Annotated in this window: 27 protein-coding genes; 25 read left to right on the top strand and 2 right to left on the bottom strand. The window is 71.7% G+C overall.

The window, feature by feature from the left end; genetic code table 11:
- Window positions 1-3: 3 nt before the first annotated feature.
- From arc to ACKUU6_RS04865, 25 genes are all read left to right on the top strand, one after another.
- On the top strand, window positions 4-1,770 hold the full coding sequence (arc, locus tag ACKUU6_RS04985; protein ID WP_407987207.1) for a proteasome ATPase: 1,767 nt from the start codon (window positions 4-6) through the stop codon (window positions 1,768-1,770).
- A gap of 102 nt (window positions 1,771-1,872) precedes the next feature.
- Window positions 1,873-3,384 (top strand): depupylase/deamidase Dop, encoded by a 1,512-nt coding sequence (gene dop, locus ACKUU6_RS04980; RefSeq protein WP_407987206.1) that lies wholly within the window; start codon window positions 1,873-1,875, stop codon window positions 3,382-3,384.
- Window positions 3,385-3,519: 135 nt separating this feature from the next.
- Window positions 3,520-3,738 (top strand): ubiquitin-like protein Pup, encoded by a 219-nt coding sequence (locus ACKUU6_RS04975; protein ID WP_407987205.1) that lies wholly within the window; start codon window positions 3,520-3,522, stop codon window positions 3,736-3,738.
- 153 nt (window positions 3,739-3,891) lie between these two features.
- Entirely contained in the window at window positions 3,892-4,734 is an 843-nt protein-coding gene (gene prcB / locus ACKUU6_RS04970) for a proteasome subunit beta (protein ID WP_407987204.1), read from the top strand.
- A 36-nt stretch (window positions 4,735-4,770) separates the two neighbouring features.
- Entirely contained in the window at window positions 4,771-5,514 is a 744-nt protein-coding gene (prcA, locus tag ACKUU6_RS04965) for a proteasome subunit alpha (RefSeq protein WP_407987203.1), read from the top strand.
- 111 nt (window positions 5,515-5,625) lie between these two features.
- Window positions 5,626-6,987 carry a Pup--protein ligase gene (pafA, locus tag ACKUU6_RS04960; protein ID WP_407987202.1) on the top strand — a complete coding sequence of 454 codons (1,362 nt, stop codon included), beginning with the start codon at window positions 5,626-5,628 and terminating at the stop codon, window positions 6,985-6,987.
- Between the two features lie 95 nt (window positions 6,988-7,082).
- Window positions 7,083-8,069 carry an FKBP-type peptidyl-prolyl cis-trans isomerase gene (locus tag ACKUU6_RS04955; RefSeq protein WP_407987201.1) on the top strand — a complete coding sequence of 329 codons (987 nt, stop codon included), beginning with the start codon at window positions 7,083-7,085 and terminating at the stop codon, window positions 8,067-8,069.
- 122 nt (window positions 8,070-8,191) lie between these two features.
- Window positions 8,192-9,481, top strand: a complete 1,290-nt coding sequence (locus ACKUU6_RS04950; protein ID WP_407987200.1) for an FKBP-type peptidyl-prolyl cis-trans isomerase — start codon at window positions 8,192-8,194, stop codon at window positions 9,479-9,481.
- 50 nt (window positions 9,482-9,531) lie between these two features.
- Window positions 9,532-9,903: an FKBP-type peptidyl-prolyl cis-trans isomerase gene (locus tag ACKUU6_RS04945; protein ID WP_407987199.1), complete on the top strand. Its 372-nt coding sequence runs from the start codon at window positions 9,532-9,534 to the stop codon at window positions 9,901-9,903.
- A gap of 142 nt (window positions 9,904-10,045) precedes the next feature.
- A complete protein-coding gene (locus tag ACKUU6_RS04940) occupies window positions 10,046-11,023 on the top strand; it encodes a helix-turn-helix transcriptional regulator (RefSeq protein ID WP_407987198.1) in 978 nt (325 codons plus the stop codon).
- 26 nt (window positions 11,024-11,049) lie between these two features.
- Window positions 11,050-11,967, top strand: coding sequence for a helix-turn-helix transcriptional regulator (locus ACKUU6_RS04935; protein ID WP_407992042.1), 918 nt, complete (start codon window positions 11,050-11,052; stop codon window positions 11,965-11,967).
- A 3-nt stretch (window positions 11,968-11,970) separates the two neighbouring features.
- Window positions 11,971-12,201 (top strand): hypothetical protein, encoded by a 231-nt coding sequence (locus tag ACKUU6_RS04930; RefSeq protein ID WP_407987197.1) that lies wholly within the window; start codon window positions 11,971-11,973, stop codon window positions 12,199-12,201.
- A gap of 40 nt (window positions 12,202-12,241) precedes the next feature.
- Window positions 12,242-12,391, top strand: a complete 150-nt coding sequence (locus ACKUU6_RS04925) for a hypothetical protein (RefSeq protein WP_407987196.1) — start codon at window positions 12,242-12,244, stop codon at window positions 12,389-12,391.
- 83 nt (window positions 12,392-12,474) lie between these two features.
- Window positions 12,475-12,714 carry a Sec-independent protein translocase subunit TatA gene (tatA, locus tag ACKUU6_RS04920; RefSeq protein ID WP_407987195.1) on the top strand — a complete coding sequence of 80 codons (240 nt, stop codon included), beginning with the start codon at window positions 12,475-12,477 and terminating at the stop codon, window positions 12,712-12,714.
- Window positions 12,715-12,761: 47 nt separating this feature from the next.
- On the top strand, window positions 12,762-13,655 hold the full coding sequence (gene tatC / locus ACKUU6_RS04915; RefSeq protein WP_407992041.1) for a twin-arginine translocase subunit TatC: 894 nt from the start codon (window positions 12,762-12,764) through the stop codon (window positions 13,653-13,655).
- Between the two features lie 113 nt (window positions 13,656-13,768).
- Window positions 13,769-14,914 (top strand): NAD(P)/FAD-dependent oxidoreductase, encoded by a 1,146-nt coding sequence (locus ACKUU6_RS04910; RefSeq protein WP_407987194.1) that lies wholly within the window; start codon window positions 13,769-13,771, stop codon window positions 14,912-14,914.
- A 20-nt stretch (window positions 14,915-14,934) separates the two neighbouring features.
- Window positions 14,935-15,249, top strand: coding sequence for a (2Fe-2S)-binding protein (locus ACKUU6_RS04905; RefSeq protein ID WP_407987193.1), 315 nt, complete (start codon window positions 14,935-14,937; stop codon window positions 15,247-15,249).
- Window positions 15,230-16,603, top strand: a complete 1,374-nt coding sequence (locus ACKUU6_RS04900; RefSeq protein WP_407987192.1) for an NAD(P)/FAD-dependent oxidoreductase — start codon at window positions 15,230-15,232, stop codon at window positions 16,601-16,603. Before ACKUU6_RS04905 ends, ACKUU6_RS04900 begins: the two co-directional genes overlap by 20 nt.
- Before the next feature lie 136 nt (window positions 16,604-16,739).
- Window positions 16,740-17,603 carry a dihydrodipicolinate synthase family protein gene (locus tag ACKUU6_RS04895; protein WP_407992040.1) on the top strand — a complete coding sequence of 288 codons (864 nt, stop codon included), beginning with the start codon at window positions 16,740-16,742 and terminating at the stop codon, window positions 17,601-17,603.
- Between the two features lie 73 nt (window positions 17,604-17,676).
- Entirely contained in the window at window positions 17,677-18,678 is a 1,002-nt protein-coding gene (locus ACKUU6_RS04890) for a proline racemase family protein (protein ID WP_407987191.1), read from the top strand.
- Between the two features lie 235 nt (window positions 18,679-18,913).
- On the top strand, window positions 18,914-20,287 hold the full coding sequence (locus tag ACKUU6_RS04885; RefSeq protein ID WP_407987190.1) for an aldehyde dehydrogenase family protein: 1,374 nt from the start codon (window positions 18,914-18,916) through the stop codon (window positions 20,285-20,287).
- The gene (locus ACKUU6_RS04880; RefSeq protein WP_407987189.1) at window positions 20,284-21,318 is read left to right on the top strand and encodes a proline racemase family protein; all 1,035 of its coding nucleotides are present in this window, start codon (window positions 20,284-20,286) and stop codon (window positions 21,316-21,318) included. Before ACKUU6_RS04885 ends, ACKUU6_RS04880 begins: the two co-directional genes overlap by 4 nt.
- Window positions 21,315-22,214: an ornithine cyclodeaminase family protein gene (locus ACKUU6_RS04875; protein ID WP_407987188.1), complete on the top strand. Its 900-nt coding sequence runs from the start codon at window positions 21,315-21,317 to the stop codon at window positions 22,212-22,214. Before ACKUU6_RS04880 ends, ACKUU6_RS04875 begins: the two co-directional genes overlap by 4 nt.
- A 68-nt stretch (window positions 22,215-22,282) precedes the next feature.
- Entirely contained in the window at window positions 22,283-22,993 is a 711-nt protein-coding gene (locus ACKUU6_RS04870; RefSeq protein ID WP_407987187.1) for a GntR family transcriptional regulator, read from the top strand.
- Between the two features lie 96 nt (window positions 22,994-23,089).
- A complete protein-coding gene (locus ACKUU6_RS04865; protein WP_407987186.1) occupies window positions 23,090-23,677 on the top strand; it encodes a Uma2 family endonuclease in 588 nt (195 codons plus the stop codon).
- On the opposite strand, the gene ACKUU6_RS04860 is transcribed toward ACKUU6_RS04865, so the two are convergent.
- The gene (locus ACKUU6_RS04860) at window positions 23,674-24,369 is read right to left on the bottom strand and encodes an ABC transporter ATP-binding protein (RefSeq protein ID WP_407987185.1); all 696 of its coding nucleotides are present in this window, start codon (window positions 24,367-24,369) and stop codon (window positions 23,674-23,676) included. The genes ACKUU6_RS04865 and ACKUU6_RS04860 overlap by 4 nt on opposite strands.
- On the bottom strand, window positions 24,366-25,436 hold the full coding sequence (locus ACKUU6_RS04855) for an FtsX-like permease family protein (RefSeq protein ID WP_407987184.1): 1,071 nt from the start codon (window positions 25,434-25,436) through the stop codon (window positions 24,366-24,368). The genes ACKUU6_RS04860 and ACKUU6_RS04855 overlap by 4 nt, the downstream gene beginning before the upstream one ends.
- Window positions 25,437-25,527: the final 91 nt, after the last annotated feature.

Below are 25,527 nucleotides of genomic sequence, written 5' to 3'. Positions count from 1 at the left end.
ACCGTGGCATCCCACGATGACGACTACAACCGCAGCGCCGGCCGGCCCGTTCGGGGTTCCGACGAGGCTGCTCAGGTCTCGTACCTTGAGCAGGAGGTCGCCGCCCTGCGCCGCAAGCTCGCCGACTCACCGCGTGGTTCTCGGATTCTCGAGGACCGCATCGTCGAGCTCCAGACCAACCTGGCCGGTGTCACCGCCCAGAACGAACGGCTCGCCTCCACGCTCCGCGAGGCCCGCGACCAGATCGTGGCCCTCAAGGAGGAAGTCGACCGGCTCGCCCAGCCCCCGGCCGGATTCGGCACCTTCCTCAGCCAGAACGAGGACGGCACCGCCGACATCTTCACCGGTGGCCGGAAGCTGCGGGTGAACGTCAGCCCGAGCATCGACCTCGACGAACTCCGCCGTGGTCAGGAGGTCATGCTCAACGAGGCGCTCAACGTCGTGGAGGCCATGGCCTTCGAGAGCATCGGCGACATCGTCACCCTCAAGGAGGTGCTGGAGGACGGCGAACGCGCCCTGGTCACCGGTCACACCGACGAGGAGCGGGTGGTGCGGCTCGCCGAGCCGCTGCACGGCGTCACGCTCCGCTCCGGTGACGCCCTGCTGCTGGAGCCCCGCTCCGGCTACGTCTACGAGGTCGTCCCCAAGTCGGAGGTCGAGGACCTGGTCCTCGAGGAGGTGCCGGACATCGACTACCGGCAGATCGGCGGTCTGGGCAACCAGATCGAGCAGATCCGCGACGCGGTCGAACTCCCGTACCTGCACGCCGACCTGTTCAAGGAGTACGAGCTGCGCCCGCCCAAGGGCGTGCTGCTCTACGGCCCGCCCGGCTGCGGCAAGACGCTGATCGCCAAGGCGGTCGCGAACTCGCTGGCCAAGAAGGTCGCCGAGGTGACCGGGCGCCCGCAGGGCAAGAGCTACTTCCTGAACATCAAGGGTCCGGAGCTGCTGAACAAGTACGTCGGCGAGACCGAGCGGCAGATCCGCCTGGTCTTCCAGCGGGCCAGGGAGAAGGCCAGCGAGGGCACGCCGGTCATCGTCTTCTTCGACGAGATGGAGTCGCTGTTCCGCACCCGTGGGTCGGGCGTCAGCTCGGACGTGGAGAACACCATCGTCCCCCAGCTGCTCGCCGAGATCGACGGTGTGGAGGGCCTGGAGAACGTCATCGTGATCGGCGCCTCGAACCGCGAGGACATGATCGACCCGGCGATCCTGCGGCCGGGCCGCCTGGACGTCAAGATCAAGATCGAGCGCCCCGACGCCGAGGCCGCGAAGGACATCTTCTCCAAGTACCTCAAGGACTCGCTGCCGTTCCACCCGGACGACCTCAAGGAGCACGACGGCTCCGTCGAGGCGACGGTGTCCGGGATGATCCAGGCCGTGGTCGAGCGGATGTACACCGAGACCGAGGAGAACCGCTTCCTGGAGGTCACCTACGCCAACGGTGACAAGGAGGTCCTGTACTTCAAGGACTTCAACTCCGGCGCGATGATCCAGAACATCGTCGACCGGGCGAAGAAGATGGCCATCAAGGCCTTCCTCGACACCGGCCAGCACGGCCTGCGGGTGGCCCACCTGCTCGCCGCCTGCGTGGACGAGTTCAAGGAGAACGAGGACCTGCCGAACACCACCAACCCGGACGACTGGGCCCGGATCTCGGGCAAGAAGGGCGAGCGGATCGTCTTCATCCGCACGCTGGTCACCGGCAAGCAGGGCGCCGAGTCCGGCCGGTCGATCGACACGGTGGCCAACACGGGGCAGTACCTGTGACACCGCTCCACCTGTAGGACCGCTCAACTCACCGTCCGGCTGCGGCGCCCACCCGCCCCGCAGCCGGACGGCGCGTCTCGGGATATTCCAGAGGAGGGCCGCATGACCGTACGGCGCGTGATGGGGATCGAGACCGAGTACGGGATCTCCGTGCCGGGCCACCCGAACGCCAACGCCATGCTCACCTCGTCCCAGATCGTGAACGCCTACGCGGCCGCGATGCACCGGGCGCGGCGGGCTCGCTGGGACTTCGAGGAGGAGAACCCGCTGCGGGACGCGCGCGGCTTCGACCTCGCGCGCGACGTGGCCGACTCCAGCCAGCTGACCGACGAGGACATCGGTCTGGCCAACATCATCCTCACCAACGGCGCCCGGTTCTACGTCGACCACGCGCACCCCGAGTACAGCTCGCCGGAGATCACCAACCCCCGCGACGCGGTGCTCTGGGACAAGGCGGGGGAGCGGATCATGGCCCAGGCGGCCGCCCGCGCCCTGGAGCTGCCGAACGGTCAGCGGATCAACCTCTACAAGAACAACACCGACAACAAGGGCGCCTCCTACGGCACCCACGAGAACTACCTGATGCAGCGGGCGACACCGTTCGCCGACATCGTCCGCCACCTCACCCCGTTCTTCGTCTCCCGGCAGGTGATCACCGGCGCGGGCCGGGTCGGTCTCGGCCAGGAGGGCAACGCGGACGGCTTCCAGATCAGCCAGCGGGCCGACTACTTCGAGGTCGAGGTCGGTCTGGAGACCACCCTCAAGCGGCCCATCATCAACACCAGGGACGAACCGCACGCCGACGCCGAGAAGTACCGCCGGCTGCACGTGATCATCGGGGACGCCAACCTCTCGGAGATCTCCACCTACCTCAAGCTGGGCACCACCGCGCTGGTCCTGACGATGATCGAGGACGGCTTCATCACCGCCGACCTCGCCGTCGACCAGCCGGTCAGGACCCTGCACCGGGTCTCGCACGACCCCTCGCTCAAGTACCAGCTGCAGCTGCGCAGCGGCCGCCGGCTGACCGCCGTCCAGCTCCAGTTGGAGTACTACGAGCTCGCCCGGAAGTACGTCGAGGACCGCTACGGCCAAGACGCCGACGAGCAGACCCTGGACGTGCTGGCCCGCTGGGAGGACGTGCTCGGCCGGCTGGAGAACGACCCGATGAGCCTCTCCAGGCAGCTCGACTGGATCGCCAAGAAGGAGATACTGGAGGGTTACCGCCAGCGCGACGGCCTGGAGTGGGACAGCCCACGGCTCCAGCTGGTCGACCTCCAGTACAGCGACGTCCGCCCCGACAAGGGCCTCTACAACCGCCTGGTGGCCCGCGGCCGGTTCGAGCGGCTGCTGACCGAGGAGGAGGTCACCAGGGCGGTCACCAAGCCGCCGGAGGACACCAGGGCGTACTTCCGCGGCCGCTGTCTGGAGCAGTACGCCGACCACGTTGCGGCGGCCTCCTGGGACTCGGTCATCTTCGACCTGCCGGGGCGCGACTCGCTCCAGCGGGTGCCCACGCTGGAGCCGCTGCGCGGCACCAGGGAGCACGTGGAGGCCCTGCTGGACCGCTGCCGCACGGCCGAGGACCTGGTCCGGGTACTCTCCGGCGGGTAACTTTTCGATCACCACGGGTGAACATCCCGCGACGGGGAATCATCCTGACGAACGACGAACGTTGTACAGGAACCGGACGCGGATGTCGTAGCCGGTGGATAGGGTCGGACCAACCGAGTGAGCGGGGTGAGGGAAATGGCCAGCAAGGACACCGGCGGTGGTCAGCAGCGGGCGAACCGTTCCTCCGAGGAGGTCGAGGAGCAGGCCGCGGAGGCACAGGCTTCGGACGACCTCAAGGAGCGCCAGGAAAAGCTCGACGACGACGTGGACGCGGTCCTGGACGAAATCGACGACGTGCTCGAGTCGAATGCGGAGGATTTCGTCCGGCAGTTCGTCCAGAAGGGCGGCCAGTAGCCGCTCGCCAGTTCTTCCGTCACGCGCGGCAATCCCGTCAGAAATGCACGGGGTTGCCGCGCGCGAACTTCGGACGACCTGTCAGGTGGATCACCGCCCGGGAACGGGTAGTGTCCCGGGCAGCGTCTAGTTGATCTACCTGGAAGGAATCGTGTGGAAGCCAACACTGGTGGCACCGGGCGTCTACCGGCTGCCTTCCTGACTCCGGGGTCCTCGTCGTTCTACGACTTCCTCGGCCAGCACTCGCCGCAGCTGCTGCCCGGCGGCCGCACGCTGCCCGAGGGTCTGACGATCGAGGCGCCGCACGGCACCACCATCGTCTCCGCGGTCTTCGACGGCGGCGTGGTGATCGCCGGCGACCGCCGCGCGACGATGGGGAACGTGATCGCCCAGCGGGACATCGAGAAGGTGTTCCCGGCGGACGAGTACAGCGCCGTCGGCATCGCCGGCACGGCCGGCCTCGCGGTCGAGATGGTCCGGCTGTTCCAGCTGGAGCTGGAGCACTACGAGAAGATCGAGGGCACCGTGCTCTCCCTGGAGGGCAAGGCCAACCGGCTGACCACGATGATCCGGGGCAACCTCGGGATGGCCATGCAGGGCCTCGCCGTGGTGCCGCTGTTCGCCGGGTACGACCTCCGGCTCGGTCGCGGCCGGATCTTCACCTACGACGTCACCGGCGGCCGGTCCGAGGAGCGCGGCTTCGCGGCCACCGGCTCGGGCTCGGTGTTCGCCCGGGGCTCGCTGAAGAAGCTCTACCGCGCCGACCTGACGGCCGATCAGGCCGCCACCGCGGTGGTGCAGGCGCTGTACGACGCCGCGGACGACGACTCCGCCACCGGCGGCCCGGACATGGCCCGGAAGATCTTCCCGATCGTCTCGCTGATCACCGAGGACGGCTTCCGCCGCCTCACCGACACCGAGGTCTCCGCGATCGCGCGGTCGATCACCGAGGGCCGCCTCGAACACCCCAACGGCCCGCAGGCCCCACTCCTCTAGCCCGCCGGCTCCCAACCAGGAAGGGGACGATCGCCGGTGTCCACACCGTTCTACGTCTCGCCCCAGCAGGCCATGGCGGACCGCGCGGAGTACGCCCGCAAGGGCATCGCGCGCGGCCGCAGCGTGGTCGTGCTCACCTATGACCACGGCATCCTCTTCGTCGCCGAGAACACCTCCCGGGCGCTGCACAAGGTGTCCGAGATCTACGACCAGATCGCCTTCGCCGCGGTCGGCCGCTACAACGAGTTCGAGAACCTGCGGATCGGTGGCGTCCGCTACGCCGACCTGCGGGGGTACTCGTACGACCGGGCCGACGTGACGGCCCGTGGGCTGGCCAACGTGTACGCCCAGACGCTCGGCACCATCTTCTCCTCGGTCGGCGAGAAGCCGTACGAGGTGGAGCTGATCGTGGCCGAGGTCGGCGCCACGGTCGAGGACGACCAGATCTACCGGCTCACACCCGACGGCTCGGTGGTGGACGAGAAGAACGCGGTCGTGGTCGGTGGCAACGCCGACTCGATCGGCAACTACCTGGGCCAGCAGCACCGGGCCGGGCTGACCCTGGCCGAGGCGCTCAGGCTCGCCGTGGACGGCCTCGCCAGGGACCCGAACGGCGGCTCGCCCCGAGCCCTGACCCCCGATCAGCTGGAGGTCGCGGTCCTCGACCGCACTCGCTTCCAGCAGCGGAAGTTCAAGCGCATCCTGGGCGGCCAGCTCGGCCGCCTCCTGGGCGGCGACGCCTCCGCCGCCGCGGAGGAGGAGTCGGACGCCTCCGAGTAGCCGGTAGCAGCGGGAGCCCACGGGCGGGCTCCCGCTCCGCCGCGGTGAGCTGGTGCACGGTCGGGTTCACCGAGGGTTTCGCAAGGCCTCGCGCAGAGAAGAGGAGCCTTCATGGACCGCCGAATTTTCGGGATCGAGAACGAGTACGGCGTCACCTGTACGTTCCGCGGGCAGCGTCGGCTGTCCCCGGACGAGGTGGCCAGGTACCTCTTCCGCCGCGTGGTCTCCTGGGGCCGCAGCAGCAACGTCTTCCTGCGCAACGGAGCCCGGCTCTACCTCGACGTGGGCTCGCACCCCGAGTACGCCACCCCCGAGTGCGACGACGTCACCGAGCTGGTGACGCACGACAAGGCGGGCGAGCGGATCCTCGAGGGCCTCCTGGTGGACGCCGAGCGGCGGCTGCACGAGGAGGGCATCGCGGGCGACGTCTACCTGTTCAAGAACAACACCGACTCGGCGGGCAACTCCTACGGCTGCCACGAGAACTACCTGGTGGCCCGGCACGGCGAGTTCTCCCGGCTGGCCGACGTGCTGATCCCGTTCCTGGTGACCCGTCAGCTGATCTGCGGCGCGGGCAAGGTGCTGCAGACCCCGCGCGGCGCGGTCTACTGCGTCAGCCAGCGGGCCGAGCACATCTGGGAGGGCGTCAGCTCGGCGACCACCAGGTCCCGCCCGATCATCAACACCAGGGACGAGCCGCACGCGGACGCCGAGCGGTACCGCCGGCTGCACGTGATCGTCGGCGACTCCAACATGTCCGAGACCACCACCCTGCTCAAGGTCGGGGCGACCGACCTGGTGCTGCGGCTGATCGAGGCCGGGGTGGTGATGCGCGACCTGACCCTGGAGAACCCGATCCGGGCGATCCGCGAGGTCAGCCACGACCTGACCGGCACCCACCAGGTCCGGCTGGCCAACGGCCGGGAGGCCAGCGCGCTGGACATCCAGGAGGAGTACTACTCCAAGGCACTGGAGTTCGCCGACCGCAAGGGCATCAACACCGGCACCATCGCCCGGGTGCTGGACCTCTGGGGCCGCACCCTGGAGGCCGTCCGCACCGAGAACCTGGGCAGCGTGGCCACCGAGATCGACTGGATCATGAAGCACCAGCTGATCGAGCGGTACCGCGAGAAGCACCAGATGAGCATGTCCAACCCCCGGGTCGCCCAGATCGACCTGGCGTACCACGACATCCACCGCCGGCGCGGCCTGTTCTACCTGCTGCAGAACAAGGGCCAGGCCGAGCGGGTGACCACCGACCTGAAGACCTTCGAGGCCAAGTCGGTGCCCCCGCAGACCACCCGGGCCCGGCTGCGCGGCGACTTCATCCGGCGGGCGCAGGAGCAGCGCCGGGACTTCACGGTCGACTGGGTGCACCTCAAGCTGAACGACCAGGCGCAGCGCACGGTGCTCTGCAAGGACCCGTTCCGTTCGGTGGACGAGCGGGTGGAGAAGCTGATCGCCGGGATGTAGTCCCGGGTCGTGGTGCCTCCGGGGAGGGAGGCGGCCGGAGCCGTACGCTGTCGGGCGTTGTAGCGCCTCGTACTTGACCGACAGTTAGGAACACCGTGCGTCGTATCGCCGGTCTGCTCGCCGTCCTGCCACTCGTCCTGCTCACCGCGTGCAGCAGCGACGGGTCACCCTCCTCGGGGGCCTCCGCGACCTCCTCGGCCTCCGCCACGGCGGTGCCCACGCCGGTGGCCTCGGCCTCGCCGATGCCCACCGTAGCGGGGAACTTCGGCAGCAAGGCCACCATCACCGTCCCGGCCGAGCAGCCGAGCGGCCAGTTCGTGGTGAGCACGGTGAGCGAGGGCGACGGTCGCACGGTCGCCAAGAACGACTGGGTGACGGTCAACTACACCGCCAAGGACTGGACCACCGGCAAGGACGTGACCAGCTCGTACGACTCCGGCAGCAAGCCGCAGCTCTACCAGGCGGGCAGCGGCCAGCTGGTGCCCGCCTTCGACCAGAGCGTGCTGGGCAAGAAGGTCGGCAGCCGGCTGCTGGTGGTGGCCCCGCCGGCCGCCGCCTTCGGCAGCCAGGGCAAGGCCGACCTCGGGGTGGGCGCGGGGGACACGGTGGTCTTCGTGCTCGACATCATGGGGAGCCTGCCGCCGGACTCCACCATCGGGGGCGCGATCACCCAGCCGCCGGCCGACATGCCGCAGGTCAAGGACAACGGCAAGGCCGCGCCGACCATCACCGTCCCGGCCGGGCCGCCCGCGCCGCCGACCGACCTGAAGACCTTCGTGCTGGTGAAGGGCGACGGCAAGCCGGTGCAGTCGGGCCAGACCCTGGTGGTCCAGTACACCGGGGTGCTCTGGGCCGACGGCAAGCAGTTCGACTCCTCCTGGAGCCACGGCGGGGCGCAGGCCCTCCAGGTCGGCACCGGCAGCCTGATCAAGGGCTGGGACCAGGGCCTGGTCGGCCAGCCGGTGGGAAGCCGGGTGGAGCTGGTGGTCCCGCCGGCGCTCGGCTACGGGGACAAGGCGCAGTCCTCCGTCCCGGCGAACTCGACCCTGGTCTTCGTGATCGACATCCTCGAGGCCGTCTGAGGGATCCGGGGCGTCCCGCCTCTTACCGCGCCCTCACCTTCACCTGACATACTGTCGCGCACTGTGGCAGGTGTCCGTCAGGACCCGGTGAGGGCGCGGCGCGGCGAGATGGATGGGGAGTCATGACTGACAAGAGTGCCGGTGGCGCGAACGACGGAGCGGTGGCCGACCCGGCAGCCGCACGGCCCGGTGGGCCGCTGCCCGGAGACGGCGAGTCGATCGTCGTCCCGCCCGCCATCTTGAAGCAGTCGGCGGGCTGGGGCCAGGCCGAGGCCCTGCGGGCCGAGAGCACCGCCGCCAAGGACGAGGCCCCGCAGGTCTTCGCCTCCAACGTGCGCAAGAAGGACCTCTCGGAGGCCGGGTACGACGAGAACCCCGGCTCGGTGGGCCGGCTCGGCGTGATCCTCGGCACGGTGCTCGCGGTGCTGCTGGTCGGCAGCGGCGTGACGCTGTACGTGGTGAACAAGCCGGACAGCAAGAAGCCGGCCGCCGACGCCGCGCCGACCACTCCGGCCGCGCCGACCCAGGACCCGGTGCCGCCGATCAAGACGGACGCCAAGGTGCTGCCGACGGTCACCGGCGAGCTGGGGAAGAAGGCCGTCATCGAGCTGCCCAAGGAGGCGGCCGACGGCAACTTCGTGGTCAAGACACTGATCGAGGGCACCGGACCGAAGGTCGGCAAGGGCAACTGGGTCACCGCCGACTTCACCAGCAAGGACTGGACCACCGGCAAGGACCTGGCCAGCTCCTTCGACCAGAACAAGCCGCAGCTCTTCCAGGCCGGCGGCGGCAAGCTGATCCCGGCCCTGGACGACGCGGTGACCGGTCACGCGGCGGGCAGCCGGGTGCTGGTGGTCGCTCCGCCGGCCGCCGCCTTCGGCCCCCAGGGCAACACCCAGATGGGTGTCGGGCCCAAGGACAACCTGGTCTTCGTGATCGACATCAAGCAGGCCACCGCGCCGGACGCCACCGTCAGCGGTGACGTGACCGAGCCCGCCGAGGGCATGCCCAAGGTGAAGGACAACGGCAAGAAGCCGGCCACCATCACTCCGGTGCCCGGGGTCGCCGCGCCGACCGAGCTGAAGACCTCGGTGCTGATCGCGGGCAAGGGCCGCAAGATCGAGTCCGGCGAGAAGGTCGTCGTCCAGTACACGGGCGCGCTTTACGCCGACGGCAAGCAGTTCGACTCCTCGCTGGAGCGCGGCCAGGCGTTCAGCTTCGCCACCGGTGGCGGCGGAGTCATCGAGGGCTGGGACAAGGCGGTCACCGGCCAGACCATCGGCAGCCGGATCGAGGTCGTCATCCCGCCCGCCCTCGGCTACGGCGACAAGGCCTCGGAGAAGATCCCGGCCAACTCGACGCTGGTCTTCGTGATCGACATCCTGGACGCGGGCGTCGGCGCGGCCGACTAGTCGTCGCGTAACGTAGCCCTGTTACATCACCGAACGAGAAGAGCGTTGTTGTGAGCCTTAGCAAGCCGGAGATCGACTTCCCGATCGGCGACGCCCCCGCCGACCTGGTCATCGAGGACATCGTCGTCGGCGACGGTGCCGAGGCCAAGGCCGGCGCGACGGTCGAGGTCCACTACGTGGGTGTCACCTTCGAGACCGGCGAGGAGTTCGACGCCTCCTGGAACCGCGGCCAGACCTTCCGCTTCCCGCTGGGCGGCGGCCGGGTCATCAAGGGCTGGGACGAGGGCGTGCAGGGCATGAAGGTCGGCGGCCGGCGCAAGCTGACCATCCCGGCCCACAAGGCGTACGGGAACCAGTCGCCGAGCCCGCTCATCCCGGCCGGCTCGACGCTGATCTTCGTGGTCGACCTGATCAACGTCTGACACCGCGTCACCCCGAGGCCCCACCCCGCCGTGTGCGGGGTGGGGCCCTCGGCTTTCCCCGGCCGGGTCGCTACCGGTACGGTCATCGGCGGATCACGAAGCAGCACAGCACGATGCACCCCAGTTACCGGAAAGGTCCGCGATGGCGATCGCCAAGGCAGAGCGGCTGATGAACCTCGCCCTGTGCCTGATGAACACCAGACGTCCGCTCTCCAAGAAGGAGCTCCGGGAGTCCGTCGAGGCGTACCGCGAGGCCTGGCAGCAGGGCAGCGAAGAGGCCTTCAACCGGATGTTCGAGCGCGACAAGGACGACCTGCGCGAACTCGGCCTGGTCATCGACGTCGACGAGAACGCGCTGGACGGTGAGGTCGGCTACCTGGCCCGCCGGGACCGCAACCGGCTGCCGGAGATCGCCCTGGACGCCGAGGAGGCGGCCGCGCTGACGCTGGCCGCCCGGGTCTGGCAGCAGGCCAAGATGTCCGGCGCCGCCAGCGGTGCGCTGCAGAAGCTCCGGGCCGGCGGGATGCCGATCACCGAGGAGAGCGGGAACAGCGCGCTGGAGCCGCGCATCCCGGCGCGCGAGGCGGCCTTCGAGCCGCTGCTGACCGCCGCCAGGGACCGACGGCCCGTCACCTTCGAGTACCGCAAGGCCGGTGCGTCCGCCGCCGAGCAGCGCGCGGTGGAGCCGTGGGCGCTGGAGTGCTGGCGCGGCCACTGGTACCTGGCCGGCTGGGACCGCGACCGGGAGGCCGCCCGGGTGTTCCGGCTCAGCCGGATCACCGGCAAGGTGCGCTCCCGGGCCGGGCAGTTCACCGGCACCGTCCCCGAGCACGTGGACGTGCGGGCCGTGGTGGCCCGGTTCGCCGGCGAGGGCGCGACCGCCAGCGCCACCGTCCGGCTGCGCCAGGGCGCGGGCTTCCCGCTCCGTACCAAGGCGCTCAAGGTCCGGGCGTTGGACGGCGGCTGGGACGAGCTGGAGATCCCGTACGGCAACGGGCTGGCCGCCGATCTGGCCGAGTTCGGTCCGGACCTGGTGGTGCTGGGGCCCGAGGAGCTGCGGGCAGACGTCATCGACCGGCTGCGCGCGGTGGCCGGCCTCGCACCGGAGGGGCAGCAGTGAGCAACGCGATCGACCAGACCCGGCGGATGCTCTCGCTGGTCACGTACCTGCGCGAGCGCCCGGGCGCCGAGGTGGCCGAGGTGGCCAGGGCGTTCGGGATCACCGAGCGGGAGCTGATCAACGACCTGAACGTGCTGCCGATGTGCGGAACCAGCTTCCGCGGCGGCGACCTGCTGGACATCGACACCGACGGCGAGCGGATCTGGTGGCACAACGTCGACGACGTGGCCCAGCCGCTGCGCCTGGCCGCCGACGAGGCGACCGCGCTCCTGGTGGCCGCCCGCGCCGTGGCGGGGCTGCCCGGGCTGCGCGAGCGGGACCGGCAGGCGCTCACCCGGGCGGTCGCCAAGATCGAGGACGCGGCCGGCGAGAGCGCCGAGTCCAGCGCCCGGGTCGGGGTGACCTTCGAGGCCGAGGGCCAGGTCTTCGCCGACATCGACCGCGCGCTGAGCGAGGGCCGGCTGATCTGGCTGCGCTACTGGTCGCACGGGCGCGGCGGTATGACGGAGCGTCTGGTGGACCCGATCCGGCTGGTCACCGAGGGCCACACCTACCTGGAGGGCTGGTGCCGGACCTCCGAGGACCGGCGAGTCTTCCGGCTGGACCGGGTGGCCGAGATCAAGGTGCTGGACGAGCCCGCCGCGCCGCCCCGGCTGGAGCCGCGCGACCTGTCCGCCGGGCTGGTCTCACCGGCCGCGGACGACCCCGAGGTCGTGGTCGAGGTCGGCGCCGCAGGCCGCTGGGTGGCCGAGTACTACACCCACGACGCGGCCGAGGAGCTCCCGGACGGCGGCCTGCGGATCACGCTGCGCAGCGCCGACCCGGCCGGGCTGCGCCCGCTGGCGCTGCGGCTGGGCCGGGACGGCCGGATCGTCTCGCCGGCCGAGCTGGCCGACTCGGCCCGGGCCGCCGCCCTGGCCGCGCTCGACGGGTACCGGGACTGATCCGTGGCCGAGGGCACCAGATTCAAGGTCTACTGCTCGGAGTGCCGGGCGAAGGTGGAGCTGGCGGCGGACGGCTTCCGGCTGGCGCTCGGCGCCACCCGGGAGCGGACCTTCTACAGCTTCACCTGCCCGGAGTGCGGCGCCCCCGTGCGCAAGCCCGCGGGTGAGAACATCGTGGCGGCGCTGACCAGGGCCGGGGTCAGCACCATGCGCCTGCTGCCGGTCGAAGGCTGAGACATTGAAAGACGTGGGAGCCGATACCGTGCCATGGACCATGACCGCCGCCGTCCTGCTGGCCACCGCCGGGCTGCTGGTCCTCGGCGCGCTGTCCTGCCGCCTCTGGCTGGACGTCAGATCCCTCGCCCGCGAGGTCGACGGCGCGTCCCGCGCCCTGGCCGAGGCGGCCGGCCAACTCAAGCCATAGGCCGGTTTCCCGTTCGGTCACCCGCAGGGGCTACCATCGCCCGGAGTGGGGGAGTGCTGCCCCTCGGAGAAAGGCGGTCGCACATGCGGATCGGCACGATTCTGATCATCGTCGTCCTGGCCCTGCTGCTGTTCGGCGCGAAGCGACTGCCCGATCTGGCCCGTTCGCTGGGGAAGTCGGCGCGTATCCTCAAGGCCGAGACGAAGGCGCTGAAGGACGAGACGGTGGCCGCCGCCAAGGAGGGGGCCGCCGATCCGATCGAGGCCCCCCGGGTCATCAAGGGCGCCCCCGGCGAGACCGCACGAGTTGAGGACCGAGGTTGAGCAAGTCCGAGAAGGCAGTGAAGCCGGCCAAGGACCCCGAAGGCCGGATGGCGCTCGCCGAACACCTGCGGGAACTCCGCAACCGGCTGGTCAAGTCGCTGCTGGCGATCATCGCGATCACGATCGTCGCCTTCTTCTACCACCGGCAGATCACCGACTTCCTGATCGCACCGCTGCCGACCTGCGGTCCCGACGGCAAGCCGCTGCCGGGCGACGTCAACTGCGCGCTGGTCTCCAACATCGGTCTGCTGAGCCCGTTCACGGTGCTGCTCAAGGTGGCCCTGACGACCGGTGTGGTGGTCTCCACCCCGGTCTGGCTCTACCAGCTGTGGAAGTTCGTCGCGCCGGGCCTGCACCAGAACGAGCGCCGGTACACGCTCTCGTTCCTGGCGCTGGGCACCCCGCTGTTCCTGGCGGGTGCCGCGCTGGCCTACGTGATCATGCCGGTGACGGCACAGATGCTGATCTCGCTGACCGCCAGCGGGGTCACGTCGATCCTGCCGGTGGAGAACTACCTCGACATCATCACCAGGATGGTGCTGGTCTTCGGGCTCGGCTTCGAGTTCCCGCTGCTGCTGGTGATGCTCAACCTGGTCGGAGTGGTCAGCGGCAAGCGGCTGCTCGGCTGGTGGCGCGGCATGGTGATGGCGATCACCGTCTTCGCGGCCTTCGCGACCCCGAGCGCGGACCCGCTCTCGATGCTGGGGCTGGCGGCGCCGATCATCGCGCTGTACTTCGTCGCGGTCGGTGTGGCGCTGCTGAACGACCGCCGCCGCGCCCGCCGCAACCCGGACGCCGGGCTGGACGAGGACGAGGCCTCGCACCTGGACCTCTCGGTGGACTCGGTCGGAGCGGCGGAGAGCATCGAGGCGTCACCCGCCCCCGAGCTGCCGACGGCCGTTCCGGCGGCGCGTCGTGAGCAGCTGGACGACATCACCTGACCTACCGTCGGTTCATGACTGAGGCCCTGGCCTGCTGGTCTTTCCAGCGGGGCCCGGGCCTCTGTCGTGTCCACAGTCTTGGCAACACTATCGCCATGTGACATATTACTGACGTGTCCCAGAGATCCCCTCACGATGTCCTGGTGGTCGGCGCCGGTGTGGTCGGCGCCGCCTGCGCCTACTACGCCGCCCGGGCCGGCCTCGCCGTCACCGTGGTCGACCGCGGCCCGGTGGCCGGCGGCACCACGGGCGCGGGGGAGGGGAACCTGCTGGTCTCCGACAAGGAGCCAGGCCCCGAGCTGGATCTCGCGCTCCTCTCCACCGGCCTCTGGCGCACCCTAGCCGAGGAGCTGGGACCGCGGATCGAGTACGAGCCCAAGGGTGGTCTGGTGGTCGCCTCCGCCGAGGCCGGGATGGCCGCGCTGCGCGCCTTCGCGGCCGGGCAGGCCAAGGCCGGGGTGGTCTCCGCCGAGATCCCCGGCGACCGGCTGGCCGAGCTGGAGCCGCACCTCGCCCCCGGCCTGGCCGGCGGGTTCCACTACCTCCAGGACGCCCAGGTCCAGCCCGCGCTGGCAGCCGCTCACCTGCTGCGGGCCTCCGGAGCGTCGATCCGGCTCGGTGAGACCGTCACCGCGATCCGCACCGGCCCGTCCGGTGAGGTGCTCGGTGTCAGCACCGACCGGGGCCGGATCGACGCCCCCGCCGTGATCAACGCGGCCGGCACCTGGGGCGGTGAACTCGCCGCGCTGGCCGGGGTGGCACTGCCGGTGCTGCCGCGCCGGGGCTTCGTGCTGGTCACCGAACCGCTGCCGAGGATCGTCCGGCACAAGGTCTACGCCGCCGACTACGTGGCCGACGTGGCCAGCGGCTCGGCCGCCCTGCAGACCTCCGCCGTGGTCGAGGGCACCCCGGCGGGGCCGGTGCTGATCGGCGCCAGCCGGGAGCGGGTCGGCTTCGACCGCACCCTCTCGGTGGAGGTGCTCCGGCGGCTGGCCGCCAACGCCGCCGCGCTCTTCCCGGTGCTGCGGACCGTCGCGGTCCAGCGTGCCTACCGGGGCTTCCGCCCCTACCTGCCGGACCACCTGCCCGCGATCGGCGCCGACCCCCGGGTGTCCGGCCTCTACCACGCCTGCGGCCACGAGGGCGCGGGCATCGGTCTGGCGCCCGCCACCGGCCTGCTGATCGCCCGTCAGCTCACCGGGGAGCGGCCCGAGCTCGACCTCACCCCGTTCCGCGCCGACCGTTTCGACCGGTCCTGACCCCCAGGAGAGGACGCACCATGCGCCGAACCCCCGCCGAACTGGTCGGCGCACGGCCCCAGTCCGGGCACACCATCGACTTCGACGGCCGCCCGGTCCCCGCCCTGCCCGGCCAGAGCATCGCCGCCGCGCTGTGGGCCGACGGCATCCTGGCCTGGCGCACCACCCGGGTGAACGGCCGCCCGCGCGGCGCCTTCTGCGGGATCGGCGCCTGCTACGACTGCCTCGCCACCGTCGACGGCCGGGCCAACCAGCGCACCTGCCTGCTGCCCGCCGAGCCCGGCACCACTGTCACCACCCAGGAGGGCCACGGCCGTGCCGACCTCGCCGTCTGACCCCTCCGCCCGGTACGACCTGGCAGTGATCGGGGCCGGCCCCGCCGGTCTGGCCGCCGCCGTCACCGCCGCCGAACTCGGCCTGCGCTGCGTCCTGCTGGACGCGGGCCCGCGCCCCGGCGGACAGTACTACCGCCACCCCGCGCCGGGTCTGGGCGCCGCCCACCCGGAGCGGCTGCACCACGGCTGGTCCACGTTCACCGGCCTGCGCGACCGGCTGGCCGCCAGTTCGGTCACCCACCTGACCGAGCACCAGGTCTGGACCGCCGAACACTCCGAGGTCTGGCGCCTGCACGCGGTGGCCGGCGAGGCCGCCGTGGTGGTCGAGGCGAAGTCCGTGCTGCTGGCCACCGGTGCGTACGAGCGCCAACTCCCCTTCCCTGGTTGGACCCTGCCCGGCGTGGTCACCGCAGGCGGCGCCCAGGCGATGCTGAAGGCGGGTCTGGTGCTGCCCGGCCGGCGGATCGTGGTCGCGGGCTCGGGCCCGCTGCTGCTGGCCGCCGCCTCCTCGCTGGTCTCCGCCGGGGCGAGCGTGCCCGCCGTGGTCGAGGCGGGCAGCTACCTCGGCTACGCCCGGGGGCTCGGCACGCTCGCGGCCAACCCCGCCAAACTGGTCGAGGGCGCCGGGCACGGCGCCAGGCTGCTGAGCGGCCGGGTCCGGCTGCGGCGCTCCAGTGCGGTGGTCGAGGCGCACGGCACCGACCGGGTGACCGGGGTGACGGTGGCCCGGCTGGACGCCGAGTGGCGCCCGGTGCCGGGCACCGAGCGGCGGATCGACTGCGACGCGGTGGCGGTCGGCCACGGCCTGCTGCCGCAGATCGAGCTGGCTACCGAGCTCGGCGCGGAGACCGTGCTGACGGCCGACCGGACCGTCGCGCTCAAGGTCGACGACGGTCTGCGCACCAGCCTGCCCGGACTCTGGGCGGCCGGGGAGACCTGCGGTGTCGGCGGGGCCGACCTGGCGATCGCCGAGGGCGAGCTGGCTGCCCGGGTGATCGCCGGTGCGCCGGTGCCCGCCGGGCTGCGCCGCCGCCGGGACCGGCGCAGGGCCTTCGCCGGGCTGATGGCCGCCGCCCACCGCTCCGGGCCCGGCTGGACGGACTGGCTCCGCCCCGACACCGACGTATGCCGCTGCGAGGAAGTCCCGGTGGCCGCCGTCCGCGAGGCGGTCGAGGAGCTCGGCGCCACCGATCCGAGGACCGTCAAACTCCTCACCCGGGCCGGGATGGGCTGGTGCCAGGGGCGAATGTGCGGCCCCGCCGTCACCTGCCTGGCCGGCAGCACCGAACTCCGCCCGGACTCCCGTCCGCTCTCCTGCCCCGTACCGTTGGCCCGGTTGGCCGACGGCTCCTGACACAAGGGGATGCAGCCCGTCCGCTGTGCCCCCTTGTGTCCGCTCATCCCATCTAATAAAATGTCACACCTCACCTTTCCAAGGAGTACCCCACGTGTCCGCAACGCACGAGCCCACCCGTCCCTGGCGCGGCATCATGGTCGCCACCACGCTCCCCCTGCGGGCCGACCTCTCCGTCGACTACGACGCGTACGGCGAGCACGTCCAGTGGCTGATCGCCAACGGCTGCGACGGCGTCGTACCGAACGGCTCGCTCGGCGAGTACCAGACCCTCACCGCCGAGGAGCGGGCCCGGGTCGTCACCACGGCGGTCGAGGCCGCCGGTGACGGATCCAGGGTGATGCCCGGCGTCGCGGCCTACGGCAGCGCCGAGTCCCGTCGCTGGGCCGAGCAGGCGGCCGAGGCCGGGGCTGGCTCGGTCCTGCTGCTCCCGCCGAACGCCTACCGCGCCGACCACGCCGCCGTCCGCGCGCACTACGCCGACGTCGCCCGGGCCGGGCTGCCGATCGTCGCGTACAACAACCCGATCGACACCAAGGTCGACCTGGTCCCCGAGCTGCTCGCCGAGCTGCACACCGACGGCTCGATCGTGGCCGTCAAGGAGTTCAGCGGCGACGTCCGCCGGGCCTACCAGATCGCCGAACTGGCCCCGGACCTCGACCTGCTGATCGGCGCCGACGACGTGCTGCTGGAGCTGGCGCTCGCCGGCGCCGTGGGCTGGATCGCCGGGTACCCGAACGCGCTGCCGCAGGCCAGCGCCAAGCTGTTCCGGGCTGCCGTCTCCGGCGACCTGGACACCGCCGTGCCGCTGTACCGCTCACTGCACTCGCTGCTGCGCTGGGACTCCAAGACCGAGTTCGTCCAGGCCATCAAGCTCTCGATGGACATCGCGGGGCGCCCCGGCGGCCCGGTCCGCCCGCCGCGCTTCCCGCTCACCCCGGAGATCGAGGCGGCCGTCCGCGCCGCGACCGAGAAGGCCCTCGCCGACGGTCTGGTCTGACCGTCCGTCGACCGAGGACATGCCAGTGGCCGGCTGCGGGGGCAGCCGGCCCTCCACCGAGGGGACCGAATCCATGCGCAGCCGCCACGTCTTCCACGCCGTCGACTCGCACACCGAGGGCATGCCGACCCGGGTCGTCACCGGCGGCTTCGGGGTCATCCCCGGCGCCACCATGGCCGAGCGCCGGGTGCACTTCCAGGAGCACCTGGACCACTTCCGCACCCTGCTGATGTACGAGCCGCGCGGGCACGCGGCGATGAGCGGCGCGATCCTCCAGCCGCCGACCCGTCCCGACGCCGACTTCGGCGTGCTCTACATCGAGGTCTCCGGGCTGCTGCCGATGTGCGGCCACGGCACCATCGGCGTCGCCACCGTCCTGGTGGAGACCGGCATGGTCGACGTGGTGGAGCCCGTCACCACCGTCCGGCTGGACACCCCCGCCGGGCTGGTGATCGCGGACGTGCACGTCGAGGACGGTGCGGCCAAGGCCGTGACCATCCGCAACGTGCCCTCCTACTCGGTGGCGCTGGACCAGAAGATAGACGTGCCGGGCCACGGAACGGTCAGCTACGACCTGGCGTACGGCGGCAACTTCTACGCGATCCTGCCGCTGGCCGAGTTCGGGCTGCCGTTCGAGCGGGAGCGCAAGCAGGAGATCCTGGACGCCGGTCTGGCCCTGATGGACGCCATCAACGCGGCCGACCGCCCGGTCCACCCGGAGAACCCTTCCATCCACAGCTGCCACCACGTCCAGCTGCTCGCCCCCGGCTCCACCGCCGCCCACTCCCGGCACGCGATGGCCATCCACCCCGGCTGGTTCGACCGCTCCCCGTGCGGCACCGGCACCTCCGCCCGGATGGCCCAGCTGCACGCCCGGGGCGAACTCCCGCTCCACCAGGACTTCCGGAACGACTCCTTCATCGGTACCTCCTTCACCGGCCGCCTGATCGAGGAGACCACCGTCGCGGGCCACCCCGCCGTCGTCCCCACCGTCACCGGCCGCGCCTGGATCACCGGGACGGCGCAGTACTTCCTCGACCCGACCGACCCGTTCCCGGCGGGGTTCCTACTCTGAACGCGCTGCACCGCCTTTGGCAGGTGCTCAAGCATCTACGGTCAGGGGCCCGGGGCTCTGCTGACGTGCGGCCCCGCCGCGTGGGCGGAGCCGACCTCAGGAGCGTCCAACGTGCGTGCGGGGCACGGCACTTTCGCAGTCTGCCCCGCCAGCCACGAACCCTCGCCGTTCCCCGAGCCCCTGGGTAGTGCAACCTCGGGCCCCGCAAAAAGCTGATCCCCTGAAAGGTTTCCCCGTGAGCGTCAGCTCGTACAACCCCGCCGACCCGAGCGACCTCGTGATCGAGGTCGAAGCCGCCGGAGCCGAAAGCACCCAAGCCGCCGTCGACCAGGCCCGTACGGCGCAGCGCAGTTGGCTGGCGATCGGTGCAGCGGGCCGCTCCGCCGCACTGGGCCGCGCCGCCGACGCCGTGGAGGCGAACGCCGACGAGCTCGCCGCGCTGATCGTCCGTGAGGTCGGCAAGCCGCTCGTGGAGGCCCGCGGCGAGGTGGCCCGTACGGTGGCGATCTGGCGCTACTACGCGCAGGCGCCCTACGCCCCGTCAGGTGCCGTGCACGAGCCCGCCGTCGGCGGGGGACTGCTGCTGACCCGCCGTCGCCCGTACGGGGTGGCCGGGCTGGTCACGCCGTGGAACTTCCCGCTCGCCATCCCGACCTGGAAGGCCGCACCGGCCCTCGCGGTCGGCAACACCGTGGTGCTCAAGCCCGCCCCCGAGGGCACTGCCTGCGCCCTGCGGCTGGCCGAACTCGCGGGCCTGCCGGAGGGCGTGCTGACCGTCGTCCCGGGCGGTGCCGAGGAGGGGACGGCGCTGGTCGCGGCCGCCGACGTGGTCTCGTTCACCGGCTCGACCGCCGTTGGCCGGGCCGTGGTCGCCGCCGCCACCGGGCGCGGCGTCCCGGTGCAGGCGGAGATGGGCGGCCTGAACGCCGCGATCGTGCTCCCGGACGCCGACATCGCCCAGGCCGCTGCCCATCTGGCCGCCGCGATCTCCGGGTACGCGGGGCAGAAGTGCACCGCCACCAGTCGGGTGATCGCCGTCGGCGACGCGTACGAGCCGCTGGCCGCCGCGCTCGCCAAGGCCCTCGCCGCGATCGCCGATCCGGCCGCGCTGACCGAGGTCTGCGGCCCTGTGATCAACGAGGCCGCCCTGGAGCGCCTGACCGGCGCCGTGGACAGCGCCGTGGCCGCCGGGGGCACCGCCCTCGCGGGTGGCGGCCGGGTCGAGCGAAACGGCTGGTTCATCGAGCCGACCCTGCTGGCCGAGGTCCCGGCCGGGCACCCGCTGCGCAGCGAGGAGTTCTTCGGCCCGGTGGCCGTGCTGCTGCGCGCCGCCGACCTGGACGAGGCGATCGCGGCCGCCAACGACACTCCGCACAGCCTCTCCACCTCGGTGCACACCAGGGACCTGGACGTCGCGCTGGCCGCCGCCGACCGGCTCGACGCGGGCATGGTCCGGGTGAACGCGCCGTCCAGCGGCGTGGACTTCCACGTCCCGTTCAGCGGTGCCAAGGGCGCCGGCTTCGGGCCGCGCGAGCAGGGGCAGGCGGTGCTCGACTTCTACACCGCCGAGCGCACCGTCACCCTGCTGCCCGCCGGTTCGCCGCAGTGAGCGCGCTGACGCCCGTGCACACGGTCGACTACCACACGGCGGGTGAGCCGTTCCGGATCGTCACCGCCGGCCTGCCGCCGATCCCCGGCGACACCGTCGCCGAGCGCCGCGCCATCGCGCTCGGCGCGGGCGGCAGCGCGACCGCCCCGCGTCGCAGCGCGCTGGACGACATCCGCCGGCTGCTCACCCACGAGCCGCGCGGGCACGCCGGGATGTACGGCGGCTTCCTGGTCCCGGCCGACGACAGCGAGGCGCACTTCGGGGTGCTGTTCTGGCACAAGGACGGCTACTCCACCGCCTGCGGCCACGGCACCATCGCGCTCGGCGCCTGGGCGGTCGACTCGGGCCTGGTCGCCGCCCCGGCGGACGGCACCGCCCGGGTCCGGATCGACGTACCGTCAGGGCGGGTCAGTGCCGCCGTGCACCGCAGCGGCGGCCGGACCACCGCCGTCACCTTCCGGAACGTGCCCACCGCCGTCACCGCCCGCAAGCTCCCCGTACCCACTTCGCGCGGGACGGTCGCGGTCGACCTGGCCCACTCCGGCGCCTGCTACGCCTCGGTCCGGGCCGCCGACCTCGGGCTGACCGTCGACACCGCCTCGCTGCCCGAACTCACCGCCGTGGCCCGGGAGATCAGGTCCGCGCTGGCCGACGAACCCGCCACCCGGCACCCCGGCGACCCGCTGCTCTCCGGCGTCTACGGCGTGATCCTGTACGAGGAACGGCCGGACACCCCGTCAGGCCCCAGCCAGCGCAATGTCACGGTCTTCGCGGACGGCCAGATCGACCGCTCCCCGTGCGGCTCCGGCAGCTCGGCCCGGCTGGCGCTGCTGGCCGCCGACGGGCGGCTGACGGCCGGTGAGGAACTGCGGCACGAGTCGGTCATCGGTACCGTGTTCACCGGACGGCTCGCCGGGCAGCACCCCGACGGATGGATCACCGAGGTCACCGGCACCGCCCACCGCACCGGCGAGCACCACTTCCTGCTCGACCCGGCCGACTCCCTCGGGACGGGGTTCCTGCTCTCATGACCATCCCTCAGCTGCCGCTCACGCTCACCCCGGGCCAGGCCGTCGACGCGCTGGCCGCCGTACTGCTCAAGGGCCTCGACCCGGAGGAGTGCCCGGCCCGCAGCAACATCCCCGTCCCGGCGGGCGAACTGCTGCTGATGCCGGCCGCCGACACCGCCTACGCGGGGGTGAAGATCGCGGGCGTGGTCCCGGCCAACGCGGTCCGGGGCCTGCCCCGGATCACCGGCAGCTACCTGCTGCTGGACGGGCCGACCCTGCAGCCGCTCGCGCTGCTCGACGGCATCGAGCTCACCTCGCTGCGCACCCCGGCCGTCACCGCGCTGGCGCTGCGCCAGCTGGCCGTACCGGAGGCGGCGCACCTGGTGCTGTTCGGCTCGGGGCCGCAGGCGTACGCGCACCTGGACGCGCTGCTGGCGATCCGGCCGCTGACCCGGGTCACCGTGGTGGGGCGGTCGGCGGAGCCGGTCGCCGCCCTGGTGGCGTACGCCCGGGGGCTCGGCCTGGACGCGGTGGCGGGCGAGGCGGGGGCGGTGGCGGGAGCCGATCTGGTGGTCTGCTGCACCACGGCCCGGGAGCCGCTCTTCGACGGGACGCTGGTGCCGGACCACGCGGTGGTGGCGGCGGTGGGTTCGCATGAGCCGACCGCCCGCGAGGTCGACGCCGCGCTGGTCGACCGGGCGGCGCTCTACGTGGAGGCGCGTTCGGTGGCGCTCAGGGAGGCGGGCGACCTGTTGATTCCCGGGGTGGCCGGATCCAGGCTTGCTAACCTGTCAGAACTGGTCAACGGCAAGGCAGTTGTGCCCACGGACCGTCCGCGCTTCTTCAAGAGCGTCGGGATGGCCTGGCAGGACCTCGCGGTGGCGGCGGCCCAGTACGAATCGGACACTTTCGCCTGAATTGTTTTACAAATCAACGTTACATGACATTGTACAATGGTGTCCTGCTAAGCCACCGGAGGAACACCATGGCGGACCTCAAGCCCCGCGCCCTCATCTCCGTCCAGGAGCGCCTGCGCGACCAGGTCGCCCACGCCCTTCGAGCCGCTCTGATCTCCGGTGAGCTCCGCCCCGGCGTCGTGTACTCGGCGCCCGCGCTGGCCGCCGACTTCGGTGTCTCGGCCACCCCCGTCCGGGAGGCGATGCTCGACCTGGCCCGCGAGGGCCTGGTCGAGGCAGTCCGCAACAAGGGCTTCCGGGTCACCGAGCTGACCGAGCGCGACCTCGACGACTACACCGAGATCCGCGCCCTGATCGAGGTCCCCACCATCGGCCGGGTCACCCGCACCGCCTCCCGGGAGCAGCTCGAAGCGCTCCGCCCCGAGGCGCACGCCATCGTCGCGGCCGCCCGCAAGCACGACCTGATCGGCTATCTGGAGGCGGACCGTCAGTTCCATCTCTCCCTGCTCGGCCTGGCCGGCAACGCCCGACTGGTCGACGTGGTCGGTGACCTCCGCAAGCGCTCCCGCCTCTACGGCCTCAACCGCCTCGACCAGCGCGGCGAGCTGACGTCCTCCGCCGAGGAACACCTCACCCTCCTCGACCTCATGATCTCCGGCGACGCCGAAGCGGCCGAGACCTGCATGGCCGAACACCTCGGCCACGTCCGCTCCCTCTGGGCGGCCGGCGTCGAGGCCGCCGCGGCCGAGCAGCCGGCCCTGCGCCTGGGCGCGCGCTGACGCTCTACTCGTTCGGATGAACCGCCCGGCGCGAGACCGCGCCGGGCGGTGGCGTCCTACGATGATGCTCTCGACACCGGCCAGCCGGAGGAAAGCATGTCCGCAGCAGCGGTTGAGCAGCACCCGACGTTGCTCGAGGTCGCCGACAGGATGTCCGACCAGCTGATCGGTCACCGGGTCGAGATCATCGGGGGCCAGATCACCGTGACGCCACCTGCTGACGCCTCGCACGGGCGCTCGCTCACCAACGTGATGATTCCGCTCCTCGCTGCGGGCCTGCAGAGCGATGAGACGGACGTCCTGCAGGCGGTGGGCAGCTGGTTGCCGGACGGTCCGTCGGACTACGCCATCCCCGACCTCGCCGTGGTCGATGCGGACGTGGAGGACCACCGAGTCGAGTTCAACTGCTACGACCCGGCGGTCTTCCGGTTGCTCCTGGAGGTCACGTCCTCCAACTACAACCTCGACCTGAAGCTCAAGCCCGGCGCGTACGCCACCGCCGGCGTCCCGGTCTACGTGATTCTGGACCGGAAGGCCCAGAAGGTCAGGGTCCTCACCGATCCGTCCGGTGGTGAGTACCGAGTCCACGCCGTCCACCACCGGGGCCAGAGCTTCACGCTCCCCCAGTCGATCGGGGCGGCCGTGACGCTGTCCGTCGACAGCGTCCTCGGCCCCGAGGGCTAGACCAGCCGCCCGTCGTGCATCTCCAGCACCCGGTCGACCCGGCCCAGGAGGTCGCGGTCGTGGGTGACCATCACCGTGGCGGTGCCGTGCTCGCGGGTGATGGTGGCGAGCAGGTCGACGATCTGGGCGCCGCGTTCGTGGTCGAGGGCCGAGGTGGGCTCGTCGATCAGTAGGACGGACGGGGAGCCGAAGAGCGCCCGCGCGATGTTGACGCGCTGGCGTTCGCCGCCGGAGAGCTGGTGCGGACGGCGGCGCTGTTTGGCGGTGTCCAGGCCGACCGAGGCGAGCAGGGCCTCGGCCCGTTCGCGGGCGGCGCGGGGCTTGCCGCCACGGACCGACTCCAGGACCAGGAGCTGTTCCACCGCCGTCAGCGAGGCGAGCAGGTTGGACTGCTGGAAGACGATGCCCAGCCGGTCCCGGCGCAGCGCCGAGCGGGCCTTCTCGCTCAGCGCGCCGACCTCCTGACCGTCGATCAGCACCGAGCCGCTGTCCGGCCGGAGCAGTGTGGCGGCCACCGCGAGCAGCGAGGACTTGCCGGAGCCCGAGGGCCCGGCCACGGCGGTGAACTCGCCGGGGGCGACCGCCAGGGAGACCCGGTCGAGGGCGGTCAGCCGGGCCTCGCCGTCGGGGTAGGTGAGGGTGACGTCCGACAGGGCGAGCCCGGTGCGGGTGGACTGGACGGTGGTGGTCATCGGTTGGCTCCAAGCGCGGCAAGCGGGTCGACGGAGGTGATGCGGCGGACGGCGAGCGCGGCGCCGAGCAGACCGAGCAGGACCATCACCGCGACCGGGACGCCCACACTCGCCGGGCTGACGTCGAACGGGACGGTGGCGGCGGCGAGCAGCCCGCCCGCCCCGCCGATCGCGCCGCCCAGCAGCGCCCCGCCCAGCAGTACGGCGGCGGCCTGCGCCAGCGCGTCCCGCACCAGGTAGCCGCTGCCGGCGCCGACCGCCTTGAGTACCGCGATGTCAGGCTTGCGCTGGACCGTCCAGACCGTGAAGAAGGCCCCGACCACCAGCGCGCTGACCGCGAACAGGAAGCCCTGGATCATCTGCAGGCTGCCCTGCTCGGCGGAGAAGCCGTTGATCCCGGCCAGCGCGTCGTCGAGCGTGACGGTCTCGGTGCCCTGCGCCGCGTCCAGCGCGTCGAGGTCCGCGCCCGAGCCGGTCAGCGCGAGGGCGGTCGGTTGGCCCTGGCCGCTGACCTGCTCCCAGGTGGCCACCGTGGTCCAGACCGTCGGGGCGTGCCCGTACGAGCGCTCGGCGGTCAGGCCGGAGACGGTGACGGTGCGGGAGCCGACCTTGACCTGCTCACCCACGGTCAGGTGGTACTCGGCGGCGGTGTCGGCGCCGACCGCGATCTGGCCGTCCGCCGGGGCGGCGCCGGACTTCAGCGGGGGCAGCAGCCCGGCCGACGCCCCGACCACGCTGACCGAGGCGGCCGAGTCGGTGGCGGTCAGCCGGGTCATCGAGATGCCGAGCGGCTGCGCCGACTCGACGCCCGGTGCGGCGGCGAACGCGGCGGCCTGGGCGGGCGAGACGGTGCTGCTGCTGAACGAGACCGTCGGGGCAGCCCCGGCGGGGGCACCGAAGACGATCCGGTCGGCGGGCAGTTCGGCGACGGTGGAGGAGGCGGCGGAGGCGAGGCCGCCGGTCAGTCCGTAGAGGAAGACCACCAGGGTGGTTATCAAGGTGACCACCGCCCCCATGAGGGCGAATCGCCCCTTGGCGAAGCGGATGTCACGGAGTGCGACGAACACGATGGCCTTCCCGGTGGAGAGTTTCTGACGACTCCTCCACCCTGTCGGCGCGGAGGCCCCGTGCCATCAGGGAGAGGAGGGGGACATCACT

The sequence above is a fragment of the Kitasatospora sp. CMC57 genome (assembly GCF_045866025.2).
Classification (GTDB): Bacteria; Actinomycetota; Actinomycetes; order Streptomycetales; family Streptomycetaceae; genus Kitasatospora.
Note: the sequence above shows the minus strand (reverse complement) of the source record. Positions and strands in the feature narration are given on the sequence as shown.